Consider the following 22,672-nt stretch of genomic DNA (forward strand, 5'->3'; position numbering starts at 1 on the left):
ACAGTAAACAGTTGAAAATTAAACACAATGCAAAAAAAGAAACGTATTTTATTAAAAATAGGCTCTAACACGCTTACCAAAGAAACGGATAATATTTCTAGAGGAAAAATTGAAGATATTGCGAATCAGATTGCAAAATTACAAGATACTTGTGAATTTATTATAGTAAGTTCTGGAGCAATTGCCGTTGCAAAACAGTTTGTAAAACTAGAAAGTAAACATGAAGAAGTTTTTGTAAAACAAGCTTTGGCTTCTATTGGTCAGCCACATTTAATTAGAATCTATCAAGAAATTTTTAGAGAATACGGTTTATTGAGTTCTCAATGCCTTCTCTCCTATTCAGATTTTGAAAAACAACAAAGTAAAACCAATATTGTAAACACTATTAATGTGTTGGTAAACAACAACTACATTCCTATTATTAACGAAAATGATACGGTTGCAACAGATGAAATTCAGTTTGGTGATAATGATAAATTGGCAGCTTTAACAGCTACTTTACTTGATGTAGATTTATTAATCATTGCAACAAACACAAACGGAATTTATACCAAAGAATCTTTTAAAAATAATACACCAGAAACTATTTTGGTCGTTGAAGATTTTGACCATTTAAAGGATGAAGTTGTAAATTCTAAATCATCCCACGGAAGTGGCGGAATGGCTTCTAAAATTGAAGCAGCAGAACTTGCAAAAAACGCAAACATAGAAACTTGGATTGTAAACGGTTTAGAAGACAATTTTATGACCAATGCTATGAATAATACAGTACCGTTTACAAAAATAAAATAAGACTATCAATTTCAATGGACTTAAGTACATTGTTAAAATAAAAACATGAAAAATTACACCTCCATTAACGACATAGAACATATTGACAATTGGATTCTAGAAGCAAAAGAAATAAAAAGAAAGCCTCTAAGTAATAATCACTTAGGAAAAAACAAAACATTAGGTTTGTTATTTTTCAACTCTAGCTTGCGTACACGTTTAAGTACACAAAAAGCAGCTTTAAATTTAGGAATGGATCCTATTGTAATGAATGTTTCTGGAGATGCTTGGGGAATTGAATTTGGAGAAGGAACGGTTATGAACGGTAATACTGCAGAGCATATTAAAGAAGCTGCCGCTGTAGTTTCTCAATATTGTGATGTTATTGCCGTTAGAGCTTTCCCTAGTTTAACAGACAAAGAAAAAGACGAAAGCGAACAAGTTTTAAAATCTTTTGTAGAATTTGCTTCAGTACCAGTTGTAAGCATGGAAAGTGCTACTGGTCATCCTTTGCAAGGTTTAACAGACGCAATTACTATTTCTGAAAACACTACAAAAAAGAAACCAAAAATAGTGTTAAGTTGGGCTCCACACGTAAAGGCTTTGCCACACGCTGTTGCTAATAGCTTTACACAAGCAATGCAAAAAATGGATGTCGAATTTGTAATTGCAAACCCTGAAGGTTATAATTTAAGTTCAGAAATAACAAAGGACACTCCTATTTATCATAATCAGGAAGAAGCTTTTAAAGATGCAGATTTTATCTATACAAAGAACTGGAGTTCTTACGATGACTACGGAAAAATATTAAAAACAGATTTAGATTGGATGATTACCAAAGAAAAAATTGGTGAAGCAAAATTTATGCACTGTTTACCTGTTAGAAGAAATGTTGTAGTAGAAGATGCTATTTTAGATTCTAATAGTTCTTTAGTCATAGAGCAAGCAAACAACAGAACCTATGCTGCGCAATTAGTATTAAAGAAAATATTAGAAAATTTATAACATTTGTCAGTAGAATGCAGTTGCTACCTTGTTAACACCTCGAGTGCAATCTAATAAACACAGAAACAAAAATGGAAAAACTATCAATCATAAAAATTGGAGGAAACATCATTGAAGATAAAACTTCTTTAAATGCTTTTCTAAAATTATTTTCTAACTTAGACGGAAACAAAATTTTGGTCCACGGAGGAGGAAAACGTGCCACTCATATTGCTTCTAAATTAGGTATCGAATCTAAAATGGTAAATGGTAGACGTATTACAGATGCAGAAACGCTGGAAGTAATTACCATGGTTTATGGTGGCTTGGTCAATAAAAATATTGTAGCCAAATTACAAGCATTACAAGTTGATGCTATTGGTTTAACAGGAGCTGATATTAACAGTATTAAATCAGAAAAAAGACCTGTTAAGGAAGTCGATTTTGGTTTTGTAGGTGATGTAAAACAAGTGGCTTCTAATTCTATTGATAAATTAATTAAAGCTAATTTTACACCTGTTTTTTGTGCAATTACACACGACGGAAACGGACAATTATTAAATACCAATGCAGATACAATTGCGAGTACCATTGCAGTTGGTATGAGTGAAATCTACGAAACATCTATTTATTATTGCTTTGAATTAAATGGTGTTTTAAAAGATTTTAATGATAAAAATTCTGTGGTAAAAAAAATCGATACGGATACATATAAAGAATTATTAGACGCTAAAATTATTACAGACGGAATGATTCCAAAAATAGACAACTGTTTTGATGCTTTAGATAATGGAGTTTCAAAAGTACATATTGGAAATACATCTATGCTAACAAAAGAAAACGATAATTTTACCACAATAACATTATAAAAAATGAATATTGAAAAATTAACAGAAAACGCTATTTCTCTTTTAAAGAACTTGATTGAAACACAATCATTTTCTCAAGAAGAAGAAAATACAGCAAAATTGATAGAAGGTTGGTTTATAGAAAATAAAATACCTTTTAAAAGAACAAAAAATAATATTTGGGCAACCAACAAATATTTTGATGACAGCAAACCAACCTTATTGTTAAATTCCCATCACGATACCGTACATCCAAATTCAGCATACACCAATGATCCTTTAAAAGCCATTGTAAAAGATGGTAAATTATATGGGTTAGGTTCTAATGATGCGGGTGGTTGTTTGGTTTCTTTAATGGCTACATTCACTAATTTTTATGCACAAGAAAACCTAAAATACAATTTGGTAATTGTGGCTTCTGCAGAAGAAGAAAATAGTGGTCCTAATGGACTAAATAGTATGTTATCTATTATTCCACATATTGATGTAGCAATTGTTGGTGAACCTACTTTAATGAATTTAGCGGTTGCAGAAAAAGGTTTAGTTGTTTTTGATGCTATTGTAGAAGGAACTCCGAGTCATGCTGCACATCCAAATAATAACAACTCTATTTACAATACTATTGAAGTATTACAATGGTTTAAAGATTTTAAGTTCGAGAAACCTTCTGTAGCTTTAGGTGATGTAAAAATGACCGTTACACAAATTTCTGCAGGTTCTCAACACAATGTTGTGCCAGCACATGTAGATTTAGTAGTAGATGTACGTGTAAATGATGCGTATTCGAATAAAGAAATTAATGAAATATTACAAGAAAAAGCACCTTGTACTACAATTACACCAAGAAGTTTACGATTAAACTCCTCTTGCATTTCTACAAATCATGACTTGGTAAAAGCAGGAATTGCGATGGGAAGAGAAACTTACGGTTCTCCTACGCTATCCGATCAATCTGTATTAACTTGCCAATCCTTAAAGTTAGGACCTGGAGACAGTACTCGTTCTCATTCTGCCAATGAATTTATTTATCTTGCAGAAATTGAAGAAGGAATTCAGATTTATGTAGAATTGCTGAATAGAGTAATTGTTTAAAAAGTAATATAACAAAACGTCAAAACGAGGAAGTATCACAAAGTTATCTCTCAATTAATAAAGAGATTGCTTCGTACCTCGCAATGACAACAAAATATAAAAAATATGAAACTTTGGGATAAAGGATTTTCAATAGATCAACAAATAGAAAGATTTACCGTTGGAAATGATAGAGAAATTGATATGCATATTGCTAAATATGATGTTCAGGCTTCTTTGGCTCATGCCATAATGCTAGAATCAATTGGTATTATTACTGCGGATGAATTGAAAGACTTAAAAAGAGGATTGCAAGAATTAGCGGATGATATTGAAAACGGAACCTTTGTTATAGAAGCTTCTTTTGAAGATGTACATTCTAAAATTGAATGGGAATTAACCAATAAGTTAGGCGAAGTTGGTAAGAAAATCCATACTGCTCGTTCTAGAAATGACCAGGTTTTAGTAGCACTACAGTTGTACTACAAGGAGAACTTGGCAATTATCAACGATAAAACAAAAACACTTTTTGATACCCTTTTAGGATTAGCAGAAACACATAAAGAAAGTCTTTTACCTGGTTATACACATTTGCAAGTTGCCATGCCATCATCTTTTGGTTTGTGGTTTTCTGCGTATGCGGAATTGTTAATAGACGATGTATATATGTTAAATGCAGTTTCTAGAGTTGTAGACCAAAATCCATTAGGTTCTGCAGCTGGTTACGGATCTTCTTTTCCTATAGACAGAGAATTAACCACCAAGGAATTAGAATTCGCTACCATGAAATACAATGTAGTTGCAGCCCAATTAAGTCGTGGAAAAAGCGAGCGCTCTATTGCTTCCGCCTTAGGCGGATTATGTAACACCATGTCTCGTTTTGCAATGGATGTTTGTTTATACATGAGTCAGAACTTTGGGTTTATTACTTTTCCTGACGAATTAACAACAGGAAGTAGCATTATGCCACACAAGAAAAACCCTGATGTATTTGAATTGATTCGTGGAAAGTGTAATAAAATTCAGGCATTACATACAGAAATGGTGATGATTACTAATAATTTACCAACCGGATATCACAGAGATTTTCAGTTATTAAAAGAAAATATTATTGCAGCTTTTGAAGATGTAAAAGATATTTTAGACATCTTTAATTACTCTATTCAACAAGTAATTGTAAAAGATATTGATTTGAATGATGAAAAGTATCAATATTTATTTACAGTTGACAGCATCAATAATTTAGTTGTTGACGGTATGAGTTTTAGAGAAGCTTATCAGAAAATTGGTGGACAAGTACAAGCCGGAACTTACAAACCAGATTTAGGAAAACAGCATACACATGTTGGTAGTATTCACAATTTATCTTTGGATAAGATTGCTGAGAAATATCCGAAGTAGAAATTATCTATTCCATAAAAAAGCCTTGTTTACAAATTGTAAACAAGGCTTTTTATTTTATTAATTAACTTAAATATTGTTTAAAAATAAAAGTTCACTCCAACATCAGCACTAAAAACATCAAGTACCCCAACCTCTTTAGACGTAATTGCATACCATAAATAGGTTTCTACAGTCCCGAATTCTAAATAAAAATCTACTCCTTTAAAAATTTTTGGCTTTTTAAAATCCTTATGCAATAAAGCTCCTCCAAAAAAAGTAAAATGAACAGCTGTAGGCACATAATAACCATCAGGATACAAACTAGGAAGCGTAGTAAAAGAATTCGTTCCTATGTCTAAAGTTGTTGTAAAACCCGCTATAGGTGTTATTGTTAAGTTTTCACCAATTACTTTTCTATAAATAGGAAACGTATTCTTAATGGTAATTAAATGTATGTTATCTGCTCTAGATGCAAACTCAGGAACAAAGCCGTATAATAATTCTGAGTACAAAACATCATTAAATAATTGATAACCTGCACCCACAGAAACAAGACCAATATTTCCTGCAAATTGTGCTTTTACATAATCTGGTACATACCAAGATTTTTCTTTTACTACATTAGTTTCTTGAGCATAAACATTGTTAAATAATAACAATAATATAGATACTATAAATATTTTTCTAATTTTCATTTATTTTATAATTCGATCAATTCAACACTAAACCCTTTATCCTTCACAGATACTATATTATACGCCTTCTCTTTAACAGCAGGCGCAGTTAAATAACTTACATCACCTTCTTCATAAAAATAACTGTGCGTATGTCCATGAATAGATAATGGAACATTGTATTTTGACATGGTAGATCTGTATTTTTCTCTTAATTCATCATCAAATTGATCTCCATAAGGAGGAATATGAGCAATAACAAATACTTGATTAAAAGATGTATTGTCTTCTAATTCTGATATTAACCAATCAAAATCTAACTCCTTTTCACTTTCCCAAACAACATCATCAAAAAGAACAAACTTGTTGTTATTAAATTCAAAAGAATAATTATAATCACCAAACATTTTCTTGTAGATGATTCCTCCATTTATATTATAATCATGATTTCCAATAACGGTGAGATAAGGTTTCTTCAATTTAGACATTATATCATGAAAAATCTCATATTCTCTTAATAATGCTTGATCTGCAATATCACCTCCAAAGATTACAAACTTAATATCATCTCTTTTATTTATATCATCAATTACTGTACTAAGTTGATCATAAAAAAAATGTACATCTGATAAAAAAGCGAATTTAAATTCTTTAGAGTCTACTGTAATATTCTCCAATAATTTTAAATTTTTATCAGTAGTATTTTGTTGTTCGGTTTTAACGTTTGCTTCATAAACACTAAACTCAAAAGGATGTTTACAGCTTGTAAAAACGAGTGTAAGACCTAGTATTAATATTCTAATATATTTCATATATTTTAACTATGTTTTATAATTTAATGCAAATTTATTCAATAAGTAGACGACACAAAAACATAAACTTACATTAAGTAAAATAAAAAATGATTCCAAAAACACAAACAGACCTAACCAACTATAAATAAACTACATAAACAACAAACTTTACAAATTAAATAAATAATATAATTAATCGCTGTACTACCAAAAAACCATACTTACTTCTTTTATGAATTGATAATTGAACTCGAAAAAATCACTTTCGTAGACATAAAAAGTGATTCTACTTGTATTTTAGTAGGGATATCCCTTAAAAACGCAGGGACAACGCTTAATTTTATAACCATTTTAATACTATTTAACTTTTTAATTATATATTGAAAATTAACCCTAAAAAAATATACATGTTTTGGTATCATCCAGATTTAGAACGATTAGAAAATCAAATTCAAGAATTAGAATATCATCCCAAAACGATTTTTTACGGAAGTTCTACATTAACCCTATGGAATAACTTAACTACTACTTTTAAAGAACACAAACCTATAAATTTAGGATTTGGAGGCTCTACACTGGCTGCTTGTACTTGGTTCTTTGATCGGGTTTTTGAGAATATAAAAGACATAGATGCTATTGTAATTTATGCAGGAGATAATGATTTGGGAGATGGCAGACATCCAGAAGAAATTATTCTATTTTTAGAAAACTTACTACTTAAAATTAGAACTAAATACGGTAACATAAAATGCACTTGTATTTCTATAAAACCTAGTATTGCACGCAGTCATCTGCAAGAAAGCATCAATTATACAAATAAAAAAATTCAAAAATTAATGTCTAAAGACGATAATTTTCATTTTGTAAATATTTATGATGACTTATTAGATAAAAAAGGCAAACCTAATAGCAAGTATTTTGAAGAAGATGGATTACATTTTAATACCAAGGGTTACAACTTATTAGAAAAAGCACTCCAGAAACATCCTATAATTTTCCCTCAAAAAATACTCGAAAAAACATTTTAAAATAGTATCTTAATGGAAAATTAATTTTTCATGAAAAGAGAATATCATAAATGGTATAGTCAAAATCTTGAAAAAGAAATGGAACTCCTTGTATTTGGATATTCAGGTGAAAAAGTTTTGTTTTTCCCACCTAGAATGGGACGTTTTTATGATTATGAAAACTGGAAAATTATTGCCTCTGTAGAGCAAAAGATTAAAAAAGGAGAATTACAAGTTTATTGTGTAGACAGTGTAGATTTAGAATCTTTTTACAATAGTTTTAAAGATCCAGGTTATAGAATTTATAGACATATACAATATGAAAACTACGTTATAGAAGAAGTACTCCCTTTTGCCAATTTACAAAATTCAAATAAAAATATAGTTTCTGCAGGTTGCAGTTTAGGTGCTTACCATGCAGTAAACATAGCCATGCGACATCCAAAATTGTTTTCTAAAGTTGTTGGTATGAGTGGACGTTATGATTTAACGAAATCTAATGGTTACTTTAAAGACTTGTTAAGTGGTTTCCATAATGATTTTGTGTATTTTAACATGCCGAATCAATATTTAAAAAATTTAGATGATCAAATTTTACTTAGTCAATTGAGTAAAATGAATATTATATTAGCAGTCGGAAAAGAAGATGTTTTTCTAGAAAGCAACTATAAACTATCTAATATTTTACAGGAAAAAGGAATTCCACATCACTTATTTGAATGGCAAGAAGAAGCTCATAGAGCATGTTATTGGCGTACAATGGTAAATCTCTATTTTTAAAATTATCTATATGAAACTAATACTTATTTTTTTATTTATGATGATATCCTTTGGTCAATTACAAGCACAAAATAAAGTTGTCTCTCTTTGGAAAACCATACCAAATAGCAAAGAAACCAGCGAAGAAGAATTTATAGAACATGGAGATATTGTTAAAATATCTAAAGTTAAAAAACCAACATTAGAAATTTATGCTCCATCGAAACGAAATGCAACAGACAAAGCTGTTATTATATGTCCGGGGGGAGGTTATACTATGTTAGCCTATGATTGGGAAGGCACTGAAATTGCAAAATGGTTTAATAGCAAGGGAATTACTGCTTTTGTTCTAAAATATAGATTACCAAATTCCAAATCTATAAAAACTCCCAATGAAGCTCCTTTTCAAGATGCCCAAAGAGCTATGAGATGGGTTCGTTTTAATGCTGATAAATTCGGTATTAATCCTAATAAAATTGGTGTTATCGGTTTTTCTGCTGGAGGACATTTAGCCGCTACTCTAGGGACTCAGTTTCATACTAAAAATAACTTTAAAGAAGAACCTACAGACACCATTTCTGCAAGACCAGACTTTATGGCTTTAATTTATCCTGTAATTACGATGAAAGATGATTACACACACAAAGGTTCTCGAAATCAATTAATAGGTAAAAAACCTACCCAAGAATTAATAGAACAATACTCTAATGAGTTACAAGTTACAGAAAATACACCTCCTACTTTTTTAGTACACTCCTCTAATGATACTGCAGTACCTGTAGAAAACAGTTTACAGTTTTACAAAGCTTTAAATGATAAAAAAGTAAAAGTAGAAATACATATTTATCCTTATGGAGGTCACGGTTTTTCTTTAGCAATAAATAAAAAAGGGTACTTACACACTTGGTTAGATCGATTAGAAGACTGGCTAAAAACCATATAATTTTAAATCTTTTTTTAAGCTCTATATTTAACAATATACCAGGAAATTATCTCTTTTTAATAATTTAGAAATCTTAAATACTTTAATTAATTCAGAAAAAAGAGAATCCATTAATTTTTTAACTTCGTTCTATTAGTTCTTTAAAATGGATCACACAAACCAATATCTTCAATATAAATTTCTATATATTTACTTATAAGAGAATTATTTATCTTTTACATAATTTAACCGTACAATAATTACTGAAATCTCAACAAAAATCAGTTTTAAAAACCTCAAGAAACAAGTATCTTTGTGCTCTTAAAATAAAAAAAATGCCAAAGATTTCATCTGTAAAACATTCCGAATTTGTACTTATTGGAGGCGGTATAATGTCTGCAACATTAGCCATCTTACTTTATGAAAAATTTCCTGGAAAGAAAATAACCATCATAGAAAAGCTACCTACAATAGCCCAAGAAAGTTCTGAGGCTTGGAATAATGCTGGCACTGGACATGCTGGAAATTGTGAATTGAATTATACTCCAGAAAAAAAAGGTGTTGTAAATATTACAAAAGCCATCAGTATATCGGAGCAATTTACAGAAACTTATAATTTTTGGAAAGACTGTGAAGAAAAAGGCTATATCAACAATTTATCAAAATGTATAAGTGAAGTTCCACATCTTAGTTTTGTTAGAGGAAAAAAGGACGTTGCTTTTTTAGAAAAGCGTTATGAGGTTATAAAAGATACCCCTCAATTTAAAGACATGCTTTTCTCTAAAGATAAAGAACAAATAAAAAAATGGCTACCTTTAATGATGGAAGGAAGAGCCGATAAAGAAGAAATTGCTGCTACCTTTTTTGAAAAAGGATATGATGTTAATTTTGGTGAAATTGCAGAACAAATATTTCGTTTCTTAAAAAAACAAGACAACGTAGAATTATTAAATCATAGCAATGTTAACAATATACAAAAGTCTAAAAGAGGTAATTGGGTAGTAACTATAAAAGGGCAAAACGTTGTTAAAAGTTGGATGCTTGCCTCTAAATATCTTTTTATTGGAGCTGGTGGAGGCACATTGCCTTTATTAGAAAAAGCAAATATAAAAGAAGCAAAAGGTTATGGAGGTTTTCCTATAAGTGGTCTATGGTTACGTTGTACCAATCCAGAAATTATAGAAAAACATAACGCAAAAGCTTACGGTAAAGCAGGACGTGGTGCACCACCAATGTCTGTTCCTCATATGGATTCTAGAATGATTAACGGTAGAAAAGAATTATTATTTGGCCCTTTTGCGGGCTTTACAACTAGATTCTTAAAACATGGTTCTATGTTTGATTTACCAAGATCTGTTGAGTTTGATAATATTATGAGTTTATTAGGTGCAGGTTATCAAAATTTACCGCTTGTAAAATACTTAATAAAACAAGTAAGATTATCCTTTAAAGACAGAATGGAAGAATTAAGAGCTTTTTATCCTGAAGCAAATAACGACGATTGGAAAACTGTAATTGCTGGACAACGTGTTCAAATTATAAAAAGAAATAAAAAAGGGTTTGGTAAATTAGAATTTGGAACAGAAATAATAATTTCTGAAGATAAAACAATTGCTGCTCTTTTAGGCGCTTCACCGGGAGCATCTACTTCTTACTCTGTAATGAAAGAAGTGTTTGACAAAAGTTTTAAATTATAAAATTCTTTTAAAAAGTGCTATGATAAAATATTTTGGAGGCATTTTAAGTATCACTTGTAAATCTTCAAAAACAGAAGTTTCTTCATCTAAAAATTTTAATATTTTTTTAGGTGAAGAACGTTTAAATAAATTTGAAAAAAGAAAAGATCCTATATGGTTTTTTTCACTTAAAATATCTAATAACAATAAATCATAAAACCAAAATTTATTTATTTTATGAAATTTTGGTAATGGTTTATTTTGTTTTAAATGATTGATTAAAAGGATTGTTTTTTTATTAATCTTATTAAAAGTAAAACCTGTACTTGCTTTAGACCAGCCACCTGCAGTACCAATATTAATAATATTTTTAGAGTTTTTATTCCAAAATTTATAACAGGTCATTGGTATTAAACCTTGCTCTTTTTCAATAATTTTATAATTGTTAATATTTTTACTTTGTAGATATTTTTCTATTTCTGTTTTATAAATATTATAAGCTAATAAATCTTTAGAAAACAAGGTATACTCAAACAATGCTTCTTTTTTATTGTAAGGAAGTATATACATAAAACGTGTATTTCCTTTTTGCTCAACCGTAAAATCCATAAAAGTTGCTGCACTATCATCAAAAAAATCTTCTTCTGTTTGTATAAAAAAACCAACAAAATGTTGTCTTAAAACAGGGTATTTAGACTGTTTTTTATAATCATCACTCAAAATACTATTAAGTACAGTTCGTGTTTTTAATACCTTATTTTCTGTTATTACTTCTGCTTCGGAGGATAATTGATTAATATTAATCACACTTTCTTCAAGAAAGGAAATATTTATTTTTGAGGCTATTTGATTCCATATTTTTAAATAAAAATCTTTACTACGAATCATTTTATACTGATAAGGAGCAATATTTTCTACCTTATTATAAATAGCACTCTTAAATACAATATTTTTCCAAGAAGTAGTTAAAATGTCATTCCATTCGCCATCTTGTTCTTCCCAATAACACCAAGTTTTATCGTTAACTTGCTTTTTTACTTCGTCTACAATCAATATAGATTTGTTATCAAAGAAAGAATCTTTAGACATTCTGTAAGCCATCATTAAGCCAGATGCTCCCCCTCCAACAATTATGTAGTCGTAATAATTCAAAATAGATAAAATAATGTGTTTAGTAAAAATTGAAATAATTCGAAGAAACTAGTAAATTTTTAAACTCTAAAGTTTAGGTTTTTTAAAATATTTAAAAGGGACAAATAACATTCCAAAACACTCTCCTTCTTCTTTTCCTAAATGTTTATGATGCATTTTATGCGCTTTTCTCAAACCTCTTAAGTAACGGTTATTAGTATGTTTAAACCATTTAAAACGCTGGTGAATTAAAACATCGTGCACTAAAAAGTAGGCTATTCCGTAAAACAGAATTCCAAGTCCAATAAAAAACAAGAACGTGTATTCAGTATACGTACCAAAGTAAAAAAGTAAAATACTAGGTATTGCAAAAACAATAAAATAAGCATCGTTTTTTTCGAATATACCTTGGTATTTTGGTTGATGATGATCTGCATGCAAATACCAACCAAAACCATGCATCACAAATTTATGCGTACACCAAGTAACACATTCCATAAAAAGAAAAACACCTAAAGTAATTAGTACAAAAATCATTAAATAATGTTTAATTTATATTTTACGTAACTTCTAGCTAACAAATTTATTTTCATCGGATTCGATATACGAATTCTAGTATCCATAATTTTTTCTGATGGAACTTCTTTTAATTTCTTCAGTAATCTTTTATAATATCTATATGCCATATAAACACCAAACTTAGCTTCAACAGGCAATTTAAGAATTCCGTTTTGATAAGCAAATTCAAAATCTGCTTCTATTTCGTCAATAATCAACTGCTTAGAAGATGCATCTAATTCTCCCAAATTTATATTCGGAAAATAAGAGCGATTCAACACCTCAAAATCATCTTTTAAATCACGTAAAAAATTTACTTTCTGAAAAGCAGAACCCAAACGCATTGCAGCCTCCTTTAGTTCTTCAAACCTTTTATTATCACCATCAACAAAAACCTTTAAACACATTAACCCAACAACATCTGCAGAACCATAAATGTACGCATCATATTCTTCTTTAGTTTGGTATTCTGTTTTAAATAAGTCTGCTTTCATACTTTTTAAAAAGGCTTGCACCATTTCATCTGGTATTTTGTATTTATGAACCGTTTGCTGAAAAGAATTTAAAATGGGATTTAAACTAATACCAAGCTCTTTTGCTAGATAATAATCCTTTTCAAAATGTTCCATTAAAAGTTCTTTATTATAATCATGAAAAGAATCTACAATTTCATCTGCAAAACGCACAAAACCATAAATATTATAAATATCTGTTCTAATTTTTGGAGACAACATATTTACAGCCAAAGAAAAAGAAGTGCTGTATTTTTTTGTAACCAACTTACTGCATTCACTAGAAACGCTATCAAATAGTTCTTTCATAATTATAGTTGATTTTTAAAGATTAATTCTGATGCAATTTTTCCAGATATTAAAGCAGGAGGAACTCCAGGACCAGGAACCGTTAGCTGTCCCGTAAAATACAAATTTTTTATTTTACTACTTTTAATTTTTGGTCTTAAAAAAGCAGTTTGTAAAAGTGTGTTTGCCATTCCGTACGCATTTCCTTTGTATGAGTTGTATTCACTTTTAAAATCATTTACACAAAAAGACTTCTTAAACAATACATGTTTTTTTACTTCCTGACCTGTTAACTTCTCAAACCTGTCCATAATTTTATGAAAATATTCTTCTCTTAGTTCATCCGTATCCTCTATTCCAGGAGCCAGAGGTATTAGAAAAAAACCAGCTTCTTTACCTTCAGGTGCAGAAGTTTTATCTGTAATAGATGTAAAATTCGCATAAAAGAGAGGATCTGTTGGCCATTGCGGTTTATCATAAATTTCTTTAGCGTGTGCATCAAAATCGGTATCAAAGAACAGCGTGTGATGACTTACGTTTTCTATTTTTTTATCAAAACCAACATAAAACAACAAAGAGGATGGAGCAAAGGTTTTTTTCTCCCAATAACTTTCTGAATACTGTCTTACATTTTTATCTAACAAAGTTTCTGTGTGATGATAATCTGCTCCACTTAAAACTAAATCCGTTTTAATTTCTTTTCCATTTACCAATAAACCAGTTATATTTTTAGAAGTATCAGTTATAATTTTTTCAACATTGGCATTCGTTTTAAACTTAACCCCTAAACTTTTAGCCAAGGAAACCATACCTTCTATTACGGTATACATACCTCCTCTTGGGTGCCATGTTCCTAACCCGAAATCTGCATAATTCATAAAATTATAAAATGCAGGTGTATTATTTGGTTTTGCTCCTAAAAACAAAACAGGAAATTCTAAAATCTTGATTAATTTTTCACTTTTTATATCCTTTCTCACTTGTTTTCTTATGGTTGAAAAAAACTGAGAAACTCTTGCAATAGTTGTTGTATTCACTAATTCTAAAGGAGAAACTCCTGGTTGATACACCAAATCTTTTATGGCAGTATCATAATTAGATTTTGCTGAATCTAAAAAAGTTTTTAAATGCTTGGCACTTCCTTTTTCTTCATCTTCAAAAAGTTGATAAATCTCTTTTAATTCACTGGCTATTTTAACAGATGAGTTTTCTCCAAAATAAACTTCGTAACCAGGATTTAATTTATCCAAGGTATAATAGTCTGATGGTTTTTTATCAAAATCAGCAAAAAAACGCTCAAACACATCGGGCATCCAATACCAAGATGGCCCAATATCAAAAGTAAAACCATCTTTTTTATACTGTCTTGCTCTTCCTCCTAAAGTATCGTTTTTCTCTAAAATAATAACTTCATAACCTACTTTTGCTAAATAACAAGAAGCTGATAAAGCAGAAAAACCCGATCCTATTATATAAATTTTCTTCTTCATTTTTAATTTTGTTTAACAAATATACAATTTTATTAAACATAAAATTGAAAATATAAAATTATATCACCTTTAACAAATCAGTTATAGTGTTATGTAGGTGAATTTGTGGACTTAAATCTAAGTGTTTAACCTGATTTACTTTTTGACCAATAGCTATAAAAGTCTTACCTGAATTACGTATCATAACATCTATTTCTTTAAAATAATCTTCTATTTTATCATCATACGGTTTAATAGTTAAAGAAGTAATAAAACAAATTTCATTATCACTTTCTAAAAAATAATCCAAATTGTTTAAAGGCAAACTTTGCCCTAAATAAACGGTATGAGCCCCTCTTAAAACAAGTTCGTAATTTAAATATAAAAGTCCAATTTCATGAATTTCATTTTCTGGCAAAAACAACACATACGTTTTACTTGTTTCAGAAATATTAAACTGTAGTTTTTCTGTATTTATAAGAATTTTCTGAACAATTAAATTAGAAATAAAATGTTCGTGAGCTGGTTTTAAAGTATCCGTTTGCCACAATAAACCAACATCATTTAAAAAAGGAATAAAGACTTCTTGAAAAATTTCTTGAAAAGTTTTTTCTTCTAAAAGTTTTTCATAAACATTATTGAACAAGCGTTTATCAAACTGAAACATCGATAGTTTAAGAGCATTAATAGATTCGTCATTTAAAGATGTTACAAAAGCTAATGCTCTAGTTTGTAAAATTAGCTCTTCATCAGACATTTTTGAAATCTTAGAGATCTTAATATCATTATTATTTAATAAAACAATATTTAGGAGTTTCTGTAAATCTTCATTTGAATAAAAACGAATGTTTGTTTCACTCCTTTTTGGCTCTAAAAGATTATACCTTTTTTCCCATATACGGATTGTATGTGCTTTTATCCCTGAAATATTTTCAAGGTCTTTAATGGTAAAATCCAATTTAATATTGTTCAATGTATTTTATTTTTAGTTCAACAAAGTTAACGAAAAAACAAAGAATAAAATATTTTTTATTTAAAATGTAACAATTTATACTTTTACCCTACTAATAGGTAACTAACTAATTTACACAAGTGCAAAAAGATTTAGAGAAAAATTTTTTATTGGACTTTGAAGAAAATCAAAATATTGCTCATAAAATTTGTAGAATTTACACTACAAACCAAAGTGCTCATAATGATTTATTTCAAGAGATAACCATTCAGCTTTGGAAAAACTATCCAAAGTTTAGAGGAGACTCTAAATTTAGCACCTGGATGTACAGAGTGGCTTTAAATACAGCAATTTCGTTGTATAGAAAGTCTACAAGAAGAGTTAAAACACAAGATATTAGTGATTTTGCTTATAAAATAAAAGCGACTGATTATGATGATACGGAAGAAATTCAGTTAAAAGCTTTATATAAGGCAATTCACAAATTGAATGATATTGACAAGGCGTTGATATTTTTATATCTTGAAGACAAACCTTACAAAGAAATTTCTGAAACATTAGGTATTTCATCTGTAAATGCAAGAGTAAAAATGAATAGAGCAAAAGAGAAATTAAAAAACATTTTAAACCCATAACAGCATGGATTTATTAGATAAATATAAAAAAACTTGGGAAAATCAACCAGAAGAAGGAAATAAATTTTCTGCTGTTGATATCTACAAAATGGCTAAATCTAAGTCATCGTCTATTGTAAAATGGATCTTTATTATTGGTATTTTAGAATTTGTATTTTTAAATTCTATTTGCTTTTTCTTAGATATGGAAGAAGCATATTTAGAATATGAAAAAATTGGATTAATGAATTTTGTTTATTATTCTCAAGTTTTGGCATATATAATTTTGTTCTATTTTTTAGTAATGTTCTACAAGAATTACAAAAGTATTTCTACCATTGATTCAACTAAAAAGTTGATGAAAAAAATTCTTAAAACTAGAAAAACAGTAAGAAACTACGTAATCTTTATCTTAGGTTATATGGCTTTATTGATGATTATTGTAATGGTAGCAGAAATAAACTTTAAATCTGAAGAGTTAGAAACCAAACAAATATTTTTAATAATTCTTTTAACTCTTGTTGTTACATTGGTATTATTAGGTGTATTATGGCTCTTTTATCAATTGCTTTACGGAATATTATTAAAAAAATTGAATAGAAATTATAAAGAATTAGCTAAATTAGACGAGAATAATTAATTTTTATTATGAAAAAGTATTTCCTTCTTTTGTTTTTAAGCACTTCTTTTACCATGATTTCTCAAGAAAACACTGATTTTTGGGACAATGTACAGTTTGGTGGTGGCGTAAGTATGAGTTTTGGTTCACAAACCACTATTGGTGTCTCTCCAAGTGCCATTTATAATTTTGACAATGGCTTTGCTTTAGGAACTGGTTTAACCTATGTTTATAGTAAAAACCAAGATGTCAAAACAAATGTTTATGGAGCAAGCATTATTTCTTTATACCAAATACCTAATATAGGTATTCAGCTTTCTGGAGAATTTGAACAATCATTTGCTAAACAAACGTTTAATTCACAAAGTACAAGTACTAGTTTTCCTGCATTATATTTAGGAGCTGCTTATAATACGGGGCGTTTTGCTATTGGTATAAGATATGATGTTTTGTATGATGACAGAAGCGTTTACTCTTCTGCCATATCACCAATTATTCGTTTTTACTTTTAAAAACTTTTCAATTCCCTTAAAAGAATTTCATGCATTTCCCCTGTGTAATCTAAATGGGTAACAATTCTTATTCTTCCCTCGCCCATTGGCGTTAAAAGAATATTTTTTGATTCCATTTTATGGATAAATTTGTCTGCTCCTATTTTAGCATCAACATAGAAAATTACAATATTAGTTTCTATAGGTTCTACTTTTGTTACATAAGAAACAGCTTCTAAAACAGCACCTATTTCTTGTGCTTTTTTATGATCTTCGGCCAATCTTTCTACATGATTATCTAAAGCATAAATTCCGGCTGCAGCTAAAAAACCGACTTGCCTCATTGCTCCTCCTAATAATTTTCTTATTCGTAATGCTTTTGCAATATGCGCTTTAGAGCCTAAAAGAATAGAACCAATCGGTGCACCTAAACCTTTAGAAAGACAAATAGAAATCGTATCGAATAACTCACCATATTGTTTTGGTTTTTCATTTTTTGCAACCATTGCATTAAATAAACGAGCTCCGTCTAAATGAAAAGCTAAATTATTTTCTTTCGATATTTTTTGTAATTTCTCTAATTCAGAAAACTCCCAACAAGCTCCTCCTCCTTTATTTGTAGTATTCTCAATACAAACCAAACTCGCAAATGGCGTATGAATACCAAAACCTTCATCAATAGCATCTTGTAATTGCTCTGCAGTAAACATACCTCTATTTCCATCAATTAACTTACAAGTAACACCAGAATTAAATGCTGCTCCTCCACCTTCATAATTATAAACGTGCGCGTATTTATCGCAGATTAATTTATCTCCTGGTTGTGTGTGTAATTTTATGGCAGTTTGATTTGCCATGGTTCCGGACGGAAAAAACAACGCATCTTCCATACCAAACAATTTTGCCGCTTTTTCTTGTAATTCGTTGGTAGTTGGGTCCATTTTAAAAACATCATCACCAACGTTGGCAGTCATCATTGCAGCCAACATCTCTTTTGTTGGTTTGGTAACTGTATCAGAAATTAAATCAATTATCATTACGTCTTTTTTTAATATTTATAATCTGTTCCTATTGGAGATCCATCAGGAATTTGTAGTGCTTTTGTTTTCTTAAATGATGTAGGCTTTTTCTTAAAACCATCAATCATTTTTATCATTGCAATATCATATATTTTCTGAACTCCTTTTGACTTTTTGTTTTCTAAAATTGATTTTATTTCATCTAATTTAAAAAACACAATTGCATTAACTTGTTTGTACTGATTTTTATAAGACGCTAAATAAAACAATTGCTCTAAAACAGTGGTATTAATTACGTTTTGTAACTCTTGATAATAAGAATCTTTATGTGTTTTTTTTATTGATTTTAAGATCAATTCATCAATTAACTCATCTAAACCTAATTGTTTATCATTTAAACTCTTGTGAGCGATTAATCTTGATGCTCTTTGTGGGTTTAACAACAAGTTTAAAGTCATTTCAGAAGCAGTTTCTACGGCTCCAAAAGCATCAAATTCTACACCTAAATTACTTTTAAAAGACTCTCTAGTTCTACCAAAACCCATCGCCCTTGGCGGAAACAAAGACAATTTTTCTTTAGGAATTGTAATTTCATCAACAGCTATTGTTTTTAAAACTGCTTCTAATGCTATTTTTTCTAAAGAACCAGAAACTCTTTTTACAACAGTTTCTTTACCTCCTTTTACTGCATAAGAATACTCTAAACCACCAATTAATTTTACGGTTGCTTCTGTTTGAAATCTGTGGAAAAAATACAACGGAACAAATACATCTTCTAAAACAGAGTAAGGTTGATTGGTTTTTATATTATCGGTAGAAAAATTAGCAATCGCCATTTTTCTAATTTCAAGTAAATTATATAATTCTTCATAGATCGTACCTCCATTATCCCATAAATGAGAAGATGCACTTGCGCTTCCTTGAGATCTAGAGTCTGCATCAGATAAATACTTAAATCCTTTTGCAGTAGCATTTTCAATAATTTTATTTAATTCATTTGCTTCATCCGTTTTATAATCTTGATAAAAATAGGCGACAATTACTTTATCCCAATCTCCTATATTGTTATCATAAGCATTTGAAAAATCAATTTTACCTCCTTTTAAAGTAAACTTTGGATGCGGATAATCCATTACAGAAGCTCTACCATTTGTACTAGCAGCAAAATTATGAGCAAAACCTAACGTATGCCCTATTTCATGTGCAGATAATTGTCTTATTCTTGAAACTGCCATTTCTAAAGCAAAACTATCATCAGAATTATTATTTGCATAAGGAGCTTGCAAAGCTTGTGCTATTAAAAAATCTTGACGAATTCTTAAACTTCCTAAACTAACATGCCCTTTAATAATTTCTCCCGTTCTTGGGTCAGAAATACTAGCACCATAACTCCAACCACGGGTAGAACGATGTACCCATTGTACCATATTATAACGAACATCTAACGGATCTGCTCCCTCTGGCAACATTTTCATTTGAAAAGCATTTTTGTAACCAATCGCTTCAAAAGCTTGGTTCCACCAACGTCCGCCTTCTAACAAAGCAGAACGTACAGGTTCTGGAGTTCCTCTATCTAAATAATAAATAATTGGTTCTTTAGCTTCAGAAATTGCTGCTTCTGGGTTTTTCTTCTCCAATCTATGACGACGAATAAATTGCTTTTTTATGGGCTCGTTTACTGGAGTTGCATAATCTAAATAAGACATTGGATACCCACCAGAACGAGGATCGAACTTTCTTGGTTTGTACTTATTATCTGGTAATTCTACAAAAGAATGATGTTGGTTTACTGTTACCAAACTAGCATTAGGACTTACACTACTTATGTCACCTCCTTTGGCAGTACCTTTAAAGGTTAACAAAACATCAAACTCAACATTTTTAGGAAACGCTTTTGTTCTTTTAATATTAAAAGCAGATTTACTTTTATCTAAACTATAACTACCTTGTTTTGTTCTTACTAATTTTGCAGAAACTCCATGAGCATCTCTTATAAAAAAATCTGTTGCATCTACTAAATACACGCCTTTTTTAGTTTCTTTTATTGTAAAACCATGCAAAACAGATTTTGCAAATGCTTCTTTTACAGATTCTTTTTCTTCCTTATTATCTGTTATAGCTCTATATTCTAAATTAGGCTGTATTAACAATAATTTATTACCAGCTTTTTTAAAATAAACTACTACACCACCTCCTAACTGGCCTCTATCTAAACCAATATCATTAGACCCAACTCCTTCAGAAAGAGAACGTACATAAAGAAATTCTTTTTCTAAAGTATCTATTTCAAGAAATATTTTATCAGAGTTATCATTATAATAAAAGGTAAAATAACCTTCGAATTTAGTAATTCCTTTTTGCAATTTATTACCTGTTTTTTCTGTAAAAAACTGAGAAAATCCATCAACAGAAAGTGTAATTAAAAATAAAATAAGTAGTGTTTTTTTCATGTTTTGTATAATTTCTATAAAACTATAAAATAACTATCACCTTTTAAAACAAGAAATCTTAAAATTTCATTTATTTTTGTTCTACTTATGATTACACAAGAACAACTTAAAGATATTGCCGAAAGAATTGAAAAGTTAAAATCTTATTTAGAGATTGATAAAAAACTGATTGAAATTGCCAATGAAGAAGAGAAAACGGTAGATCCAGATTTTTGGAACAACCCTAAAGAAGCAGAAGTTTTTATGAAAGAGCTTCGATTAAAGAAAAAGTGGGTAGAAGACTATCATAAATCCATCACTTTAAGTGAAGATGTAAATGTCTTATACGAGTTTTACAAAGAAGGTGAAATTGAAGAAGCAGAAGTTGTAGAACAATTTGAAAAAGCAAGTACATTTTTAGAAGATTTAGAGTTTAAAAACATGTTATCCGACGAAGGAGATGTATTATCTGCTACCATACAAATTAATGCAGGCGCAGGTGGAACAGAAAGTTGCGATTGGGTAGAAATGTTGTCCAGAATGTATACCATGTGGGCAGAAAAACAAGGTTATAAATTAAAAACACTTAATTACCAAGCAGGTGATGTAGCTGGTATTAAAACCATAACCATAGAAGTAGATGGCGATTATGCCTTTGGATGGCTAAAAGGAGAAAATGGCGTGCATCGTTTGGTACGTATTTCACCATTCGATTCTAATGGAAAACGTCATACAACCTTTGGCTCTGTCTATGTTTTTCCTGTTGCCGATGATTCTATAGAAATAGAAATTAATCCGGCAGATATAGAAATTGTAACTGCGCGTTCTAGTGGTGCTGGCGGACAAAATGTAAACAAAGTAGAAACCAAAGTTCAGTTAACACACAAACCAACCGGAATTCAGATTTCTTGTTCTAACTCACGTTCTCAGCACGATAATAGAGCTACCGCATTAAAAATGCTAAAATCTCAATTATATGAAATTGAATTGCAAAAACAACAAGCCACAAGAGATGAAATAGAATCTGGAAAGCTAAAAACAGAATGGGGAAGCCAAATTAGAAACTATGTAATGCATCCTTATAAATTGGTAAAAGATGTAAGAACTGGTCACGAAACGGGTAATGTAGACAATGTAATGAATGGAGATATAAACCCGTTTTTAAAGTCTTATTTAATGTTAAATGGACAAAAAAGCGATTAGATTTAAAACACAATTATTAGAAGCTGTTTCCTGCTTTCCATTATATCTTTTTTTAAGAAAAATAAAAAAAGGATGTCATTTCAATCAGGGCTAAACTTGTTTGCTAACAAATAGAAAACTAAAAACATACAAATGATTAAAATATATCACAATCCACGTTGTTCTAAATCTAGACAAGGCTTAGAAATTATAGAAAACTCTAAGAAAGAGTTCGAAATTGTAAAATATTTAGAAAAAATTCCATCAGAAAAAGAACTAACAGAAATTATTAAAATGTTAGACATCTCTCCTATTCAGTTAGTTAGAAAAACAGAAAAAATATGGAAAGAAAACTACAAAGGGAAAGAATTATCAGACAAAGAGATTATCAAAGCAATGATAGAATCCCCAAAGCTAATAGAACGCCCAATTGTTATCAATAATAACAAAGCAGTTATTGGCAGACCTCCAGAAAATATTAAATCAATAATTTAACCTTAACTTTTTTGTGTTTTGTTT

At 29.7% G+C, this 22,672-nt stretch carries 23 protein-coding genes; 14 read left to right on the plus strand and 9 right to left on the minus strand.

Annotation, left to right across the window (positions count from 1 at the left end):
* The first annotated feature begins 27 nt into the window (after positions 1-27).
* From proB to argH, 5 genes are all read left to right on the plus strand, one after another.
* The gene (gene proB, locus H0I29_RS17325) at positions 28-792 is read left to right on the plus strand and encodes a glutamate 5-kinase (RefSeq protein WP_218753662.1); all 765 of its coding nucleotides are present in this window, start codon (positions 28-30) and stop codon (positions 790-792) included.
* A gap of 45 nt (positions 793-837) precedes the next feature.
* The gene (locus tag H0I29_RS17330; protein WP_218753664.1) at positions 838-1,776 is read left to right on the plus strand and encodes an acetylornithine carbamoyltransferase; all 939 of its coding nucleotides are present in this window, start codon (positions 838-840) and stop codon (positions 1,774-1,776) included.
* A gap of 71 nt (positions 1,777-1,847) precedes the next feature.
* Entirely contained in the window at positions 1,848-2,624 is a 777-nt protein-coding gene (argB, locus tag H0I29_RS17335) for an acetylglutamate kinase (RefSeq protein ID WP_218753666.1), read from the plus strand.
* A gap of 3 nt (positions 2,625-2,627) precedes the next feature.
* Positions 2,628-3,695, plus strand: a complete 1,068-nt coding sequence (locus H0I29_RS17340) for a M20 family metallo-hydrolase (RefSeq protein WP_218753668.1) — start codon at positions 2,628-2,630, stop codon at positions 3,693-3,695.
* A gap of 105 nt (positions 3,696-3,800) precedes the next feature.
* Entirely contained in the window at positions 3,801-5,075 is a 1,275-nt protein-coding gene (argH, locus tag H0I29_RS17345) for an argininosuccinate lyase (protein WP_218730772.1), read from the plus strand.
* 80 nt (positions 5,076-5,155) lie between these two features.
* Here the strand turns inward: argH and H0I29_RS17350 are convergent, their stop codons facing one another.
* Both H0I29_RS17350 and H0I29_RS17355 read right to left on the minus strand, forming a co-directional pair.
* Entirely contained in the window at positions 5,156-5,752 is a 597-nt protein-coding gene (locus H0I29_RS17350) for a hypothetical protein (protein WP_218753670.1), read from the minus strand.
* Between the two features lie 5 nt (positions 5,753-5,757).
* Complete coding sequence (locus H0I29_RS17355) at positions 5,758-6,543, minus strand: metallophosphoesterase (protein ID WP_218753672.1); 786 nt, start codon at positions 6,541-6,543, stop codon at positions 5,758-5,760.
* A gap of 389 nt (positions 6,544-6,932) precedes the next feature.
* On the opposite strand from H0I29_RS17355, the gene H0I29_RS17360 reads away from it, so the two are divergent.
* The 4 genes from H0I29_RS17360 (at position 6,933) to mqo (ending at position 10,910) form a co-directional block, all read left to right on the plus strand.
* Positions 6,933-7,553, plus strand: coding sequence for a GDSL-type esterase/lipase family protein (locus H0I29_RS17360; RefSeq protein ID WP_218753674.1), 621 nt, complete (start codon positions 6,933-6,935; stop codon positions 7,551-7,553).
* A gap of 30 nt (positions 7,554-7,583) precedes the next feature.
* Positions 7,584-8,312 (plus strand): esterase family protein, encoded by a 729-nt coding sequence (locus tag H0I29_RS17365; RefSeq protein ID WP_218730776.1) that lies wholly within the window; start codon positions 7,584-7,586, stop codon positions 8,310-8,312.
* A 10-nt stretch (positions 8,313-8,322) separates the two neighbouring features.
* Positions 8,323-9,234, plus strand: coding sequence for an alpha/beta hydrolase (locus H0I29_RS17370; RefSeq protein WP_218753676.1), 912 nt, complete (start codon positions 8,323-8,325; stop codon positions 9,232-9,234).
* A 314-nt stretch (positions 9,235-9,548) separates the two neighbouring features.
* Positions 9,549-10,910, plus strand: coding sequence for a malate dehydrogenase (quinone) (gene mqo, locus H0I29_RS17375; RefSeq protein ID WP_218730778.1), 1,362 nt, complete (start codon positions 9,549-9,551; stop codon positions 10,908-10,910).
* Here the strand turns inward: mqo and H0I29_RS17380 are convergent.
* The 5 genes from H0I29_RS17380 to H0I29_RS17400 all read right to left on the minus strand — a co-directional run bounded on the left by H0I29_RS17380 (position 10,905) and on the right by H0I29_RS17400 (position 15,820).
* The gene (locus H0I29_RS17380; RefSeq protein ID WP_218753678.1) at positions 10,905-12,041 is read right to left on the minus strand and encodes a lycopene cyclase family protein; all 1,137 of its coding nucleotides are present in this window, start codon (positions 12,039-12,041) and stop codon (positions 10,905-10,907) included. The two genes, mqo and H0I29_RS17380, sit on opposite strands and share 6 nt — an antisense overlap.
* 66 nt (positions 12,042-12,107) lie before the next feature.
* A complete protein-coding gene (locus H0I29_RS17385) occupies positions 12,108-12,557 on the minus strand; it encodes a sterol desaturase family protein (RefSeq protein ID WP_218753680.1) in 450 nt (149 codons plus the stop codon).
* Positions 12,557-13,399: a phytoene/squalene synthase family protein gene (locus H0I29_RS17390; protein ID WP_218753682.1), complete on the minus strand. Its 843-nt coding sequence runs from the start codon at positions 13,397-13,399 to the stop codon at positions 12,557-12,559. The genes H0I29_RS17385 and H0I29_RS17390 overlap by 1 nt, the downstream gene beginning before the upstream one ends.
* 2 nt (positions 13,400-13,401) lie before the next feature.
* The gene (locus H0I29_RS17395) at positions 13,402-14,868 is read right to left on the minus strand and encodes an NAD(P)/FAD-dependent oxidoreductase (protein WP_218753684.1); all 1,467 of its coding nucleotides are present in this window, start codon (positions 14,866-14,868) and stop codon (positions 13,402-13,404) included.
* Between the two features lie 58 nt (positions 14,869-14,926).
* Positions 14,927-15,820 (minus strand): MerR family transcriptional regulator, encoded by an 894-nt coding sequence (locus tag H0I29_RS17400; RefSeq protein ID WP_218753686.1) that lies wholly within the window; start codon positions 15,818-15,820, stop codon positions 14,927-14,929.
* A gap of 119 nt (positions 15,821-15,939) precedes the next feature.
* Here H0I29_RS17400 and H0I29_RS17405 point away from each other — a divergent pair, with 119 nt between their 5' ends.
* The 3 genes from H0I29_RS17405 to H0I29_RS17415 are packed head-to-tail and all read left to right on the plus strand — an operon-like array spanning position 15,940 to position 17,544.
* Positions 15,940-16,434 (plus strand): RNA polymerase sigma factor, encoded by a 495-nt coding sequence (locus H0I29_RS17405; RefSeq protein ID WP_218753688.1) that lies wholly within the window; start codon positions 15,940-15,942, stop codon positions 16,432-16,434.
* A gap of 4 nt (positions 16,435-16,438) precedes the next feature.
* A complete protein-coding gene (locus H0I29_RS17410; protein WP_218753690.1) occupies positions 16,439-17,053 on the plus strand; it encodes a hypothetical protein in 615 nt (204 codons plus the stop codon).
* 8 nt (positions 17,054-17,061) lie between these two features.
* Positions 17,062-17,544 (plus strand): hypothetical protein, encoded by a 483-nt coding sequence (locus H0I29_RS17415; protein WP_218753692.1) that lies wholly within the window; start codon positions 17,062-17,064, stop codon positions 17,542-17,544.
* Here H0I29_RS17415 and H0I29_RS17420 read toward each other — a convergent pair.
* Together H0I29_RS17420 and H0I29_RS17425 are read right to left on the minus strand one after the other, a co-directional pair.
* A complete protein-coding gene (locus tag H0I29_RS17420; protein WP_218753694.1) occupies positions 17,541-18,560 on the minus strand; it encodes a low specificity L-threonine aldolase in 1,020 nt (339 codons plus the stop codon). The two genes, H0I29_RS17415 and H0I29_RS17420, sit on opposite strands and share 4 nt — an antisense overlap.
* Before the next feature lie 11 nt (positions 18,561-18,571).
* Entirely contained in the window at positions 18,572-20,992 is a 2,421-nt protein-coding gene (locus H0I29_RS17425) for a zinc-dependent metalloprotease (protein WP_218753696.1), read from the minus strand.
* Positions 20,993-21,079: 87 nt separating this feature from the next.
* Here H0I29_RS17425 and prfB point away from each other — a divergent pair, with 87 nt between their 5' ends.
* Entirely contained in the window at positions 21,080-22,174 is a 1,095-nt protein-coding gene (prfB, locus tag H0I29_RS17430) for a peptide chain release factor 2 (RefSeq protein WP_218730789.1), read from the plus strand.
* Between the two features lie 132 nt (positions 22,175-22,306).
* Positions 22,307-22,648 carry an arsenate reductase (glutaredoxin) gene (gene arsC / locus H0I29_RS17435; protein ID WP_218730790.1) on the plus strand — a complete coding sequence of 114 codons (342 nt, stop codon included), beginning with the start codon at positions 22,307-22,309 and terminating at the stop codon, positions 22,646-22,648.
* Positions 22,649-22,672: the final 24 nt, after the last annotated feature.

This window comes from Polaribacter sp. R2A056_3_33 (assembly GCF_019278485.1).
Lineage (GTDB): Bacteria > Bacteroidota > Bacteroidia > Flavobacteriales > Flavobacteriaceae > Polaribacter.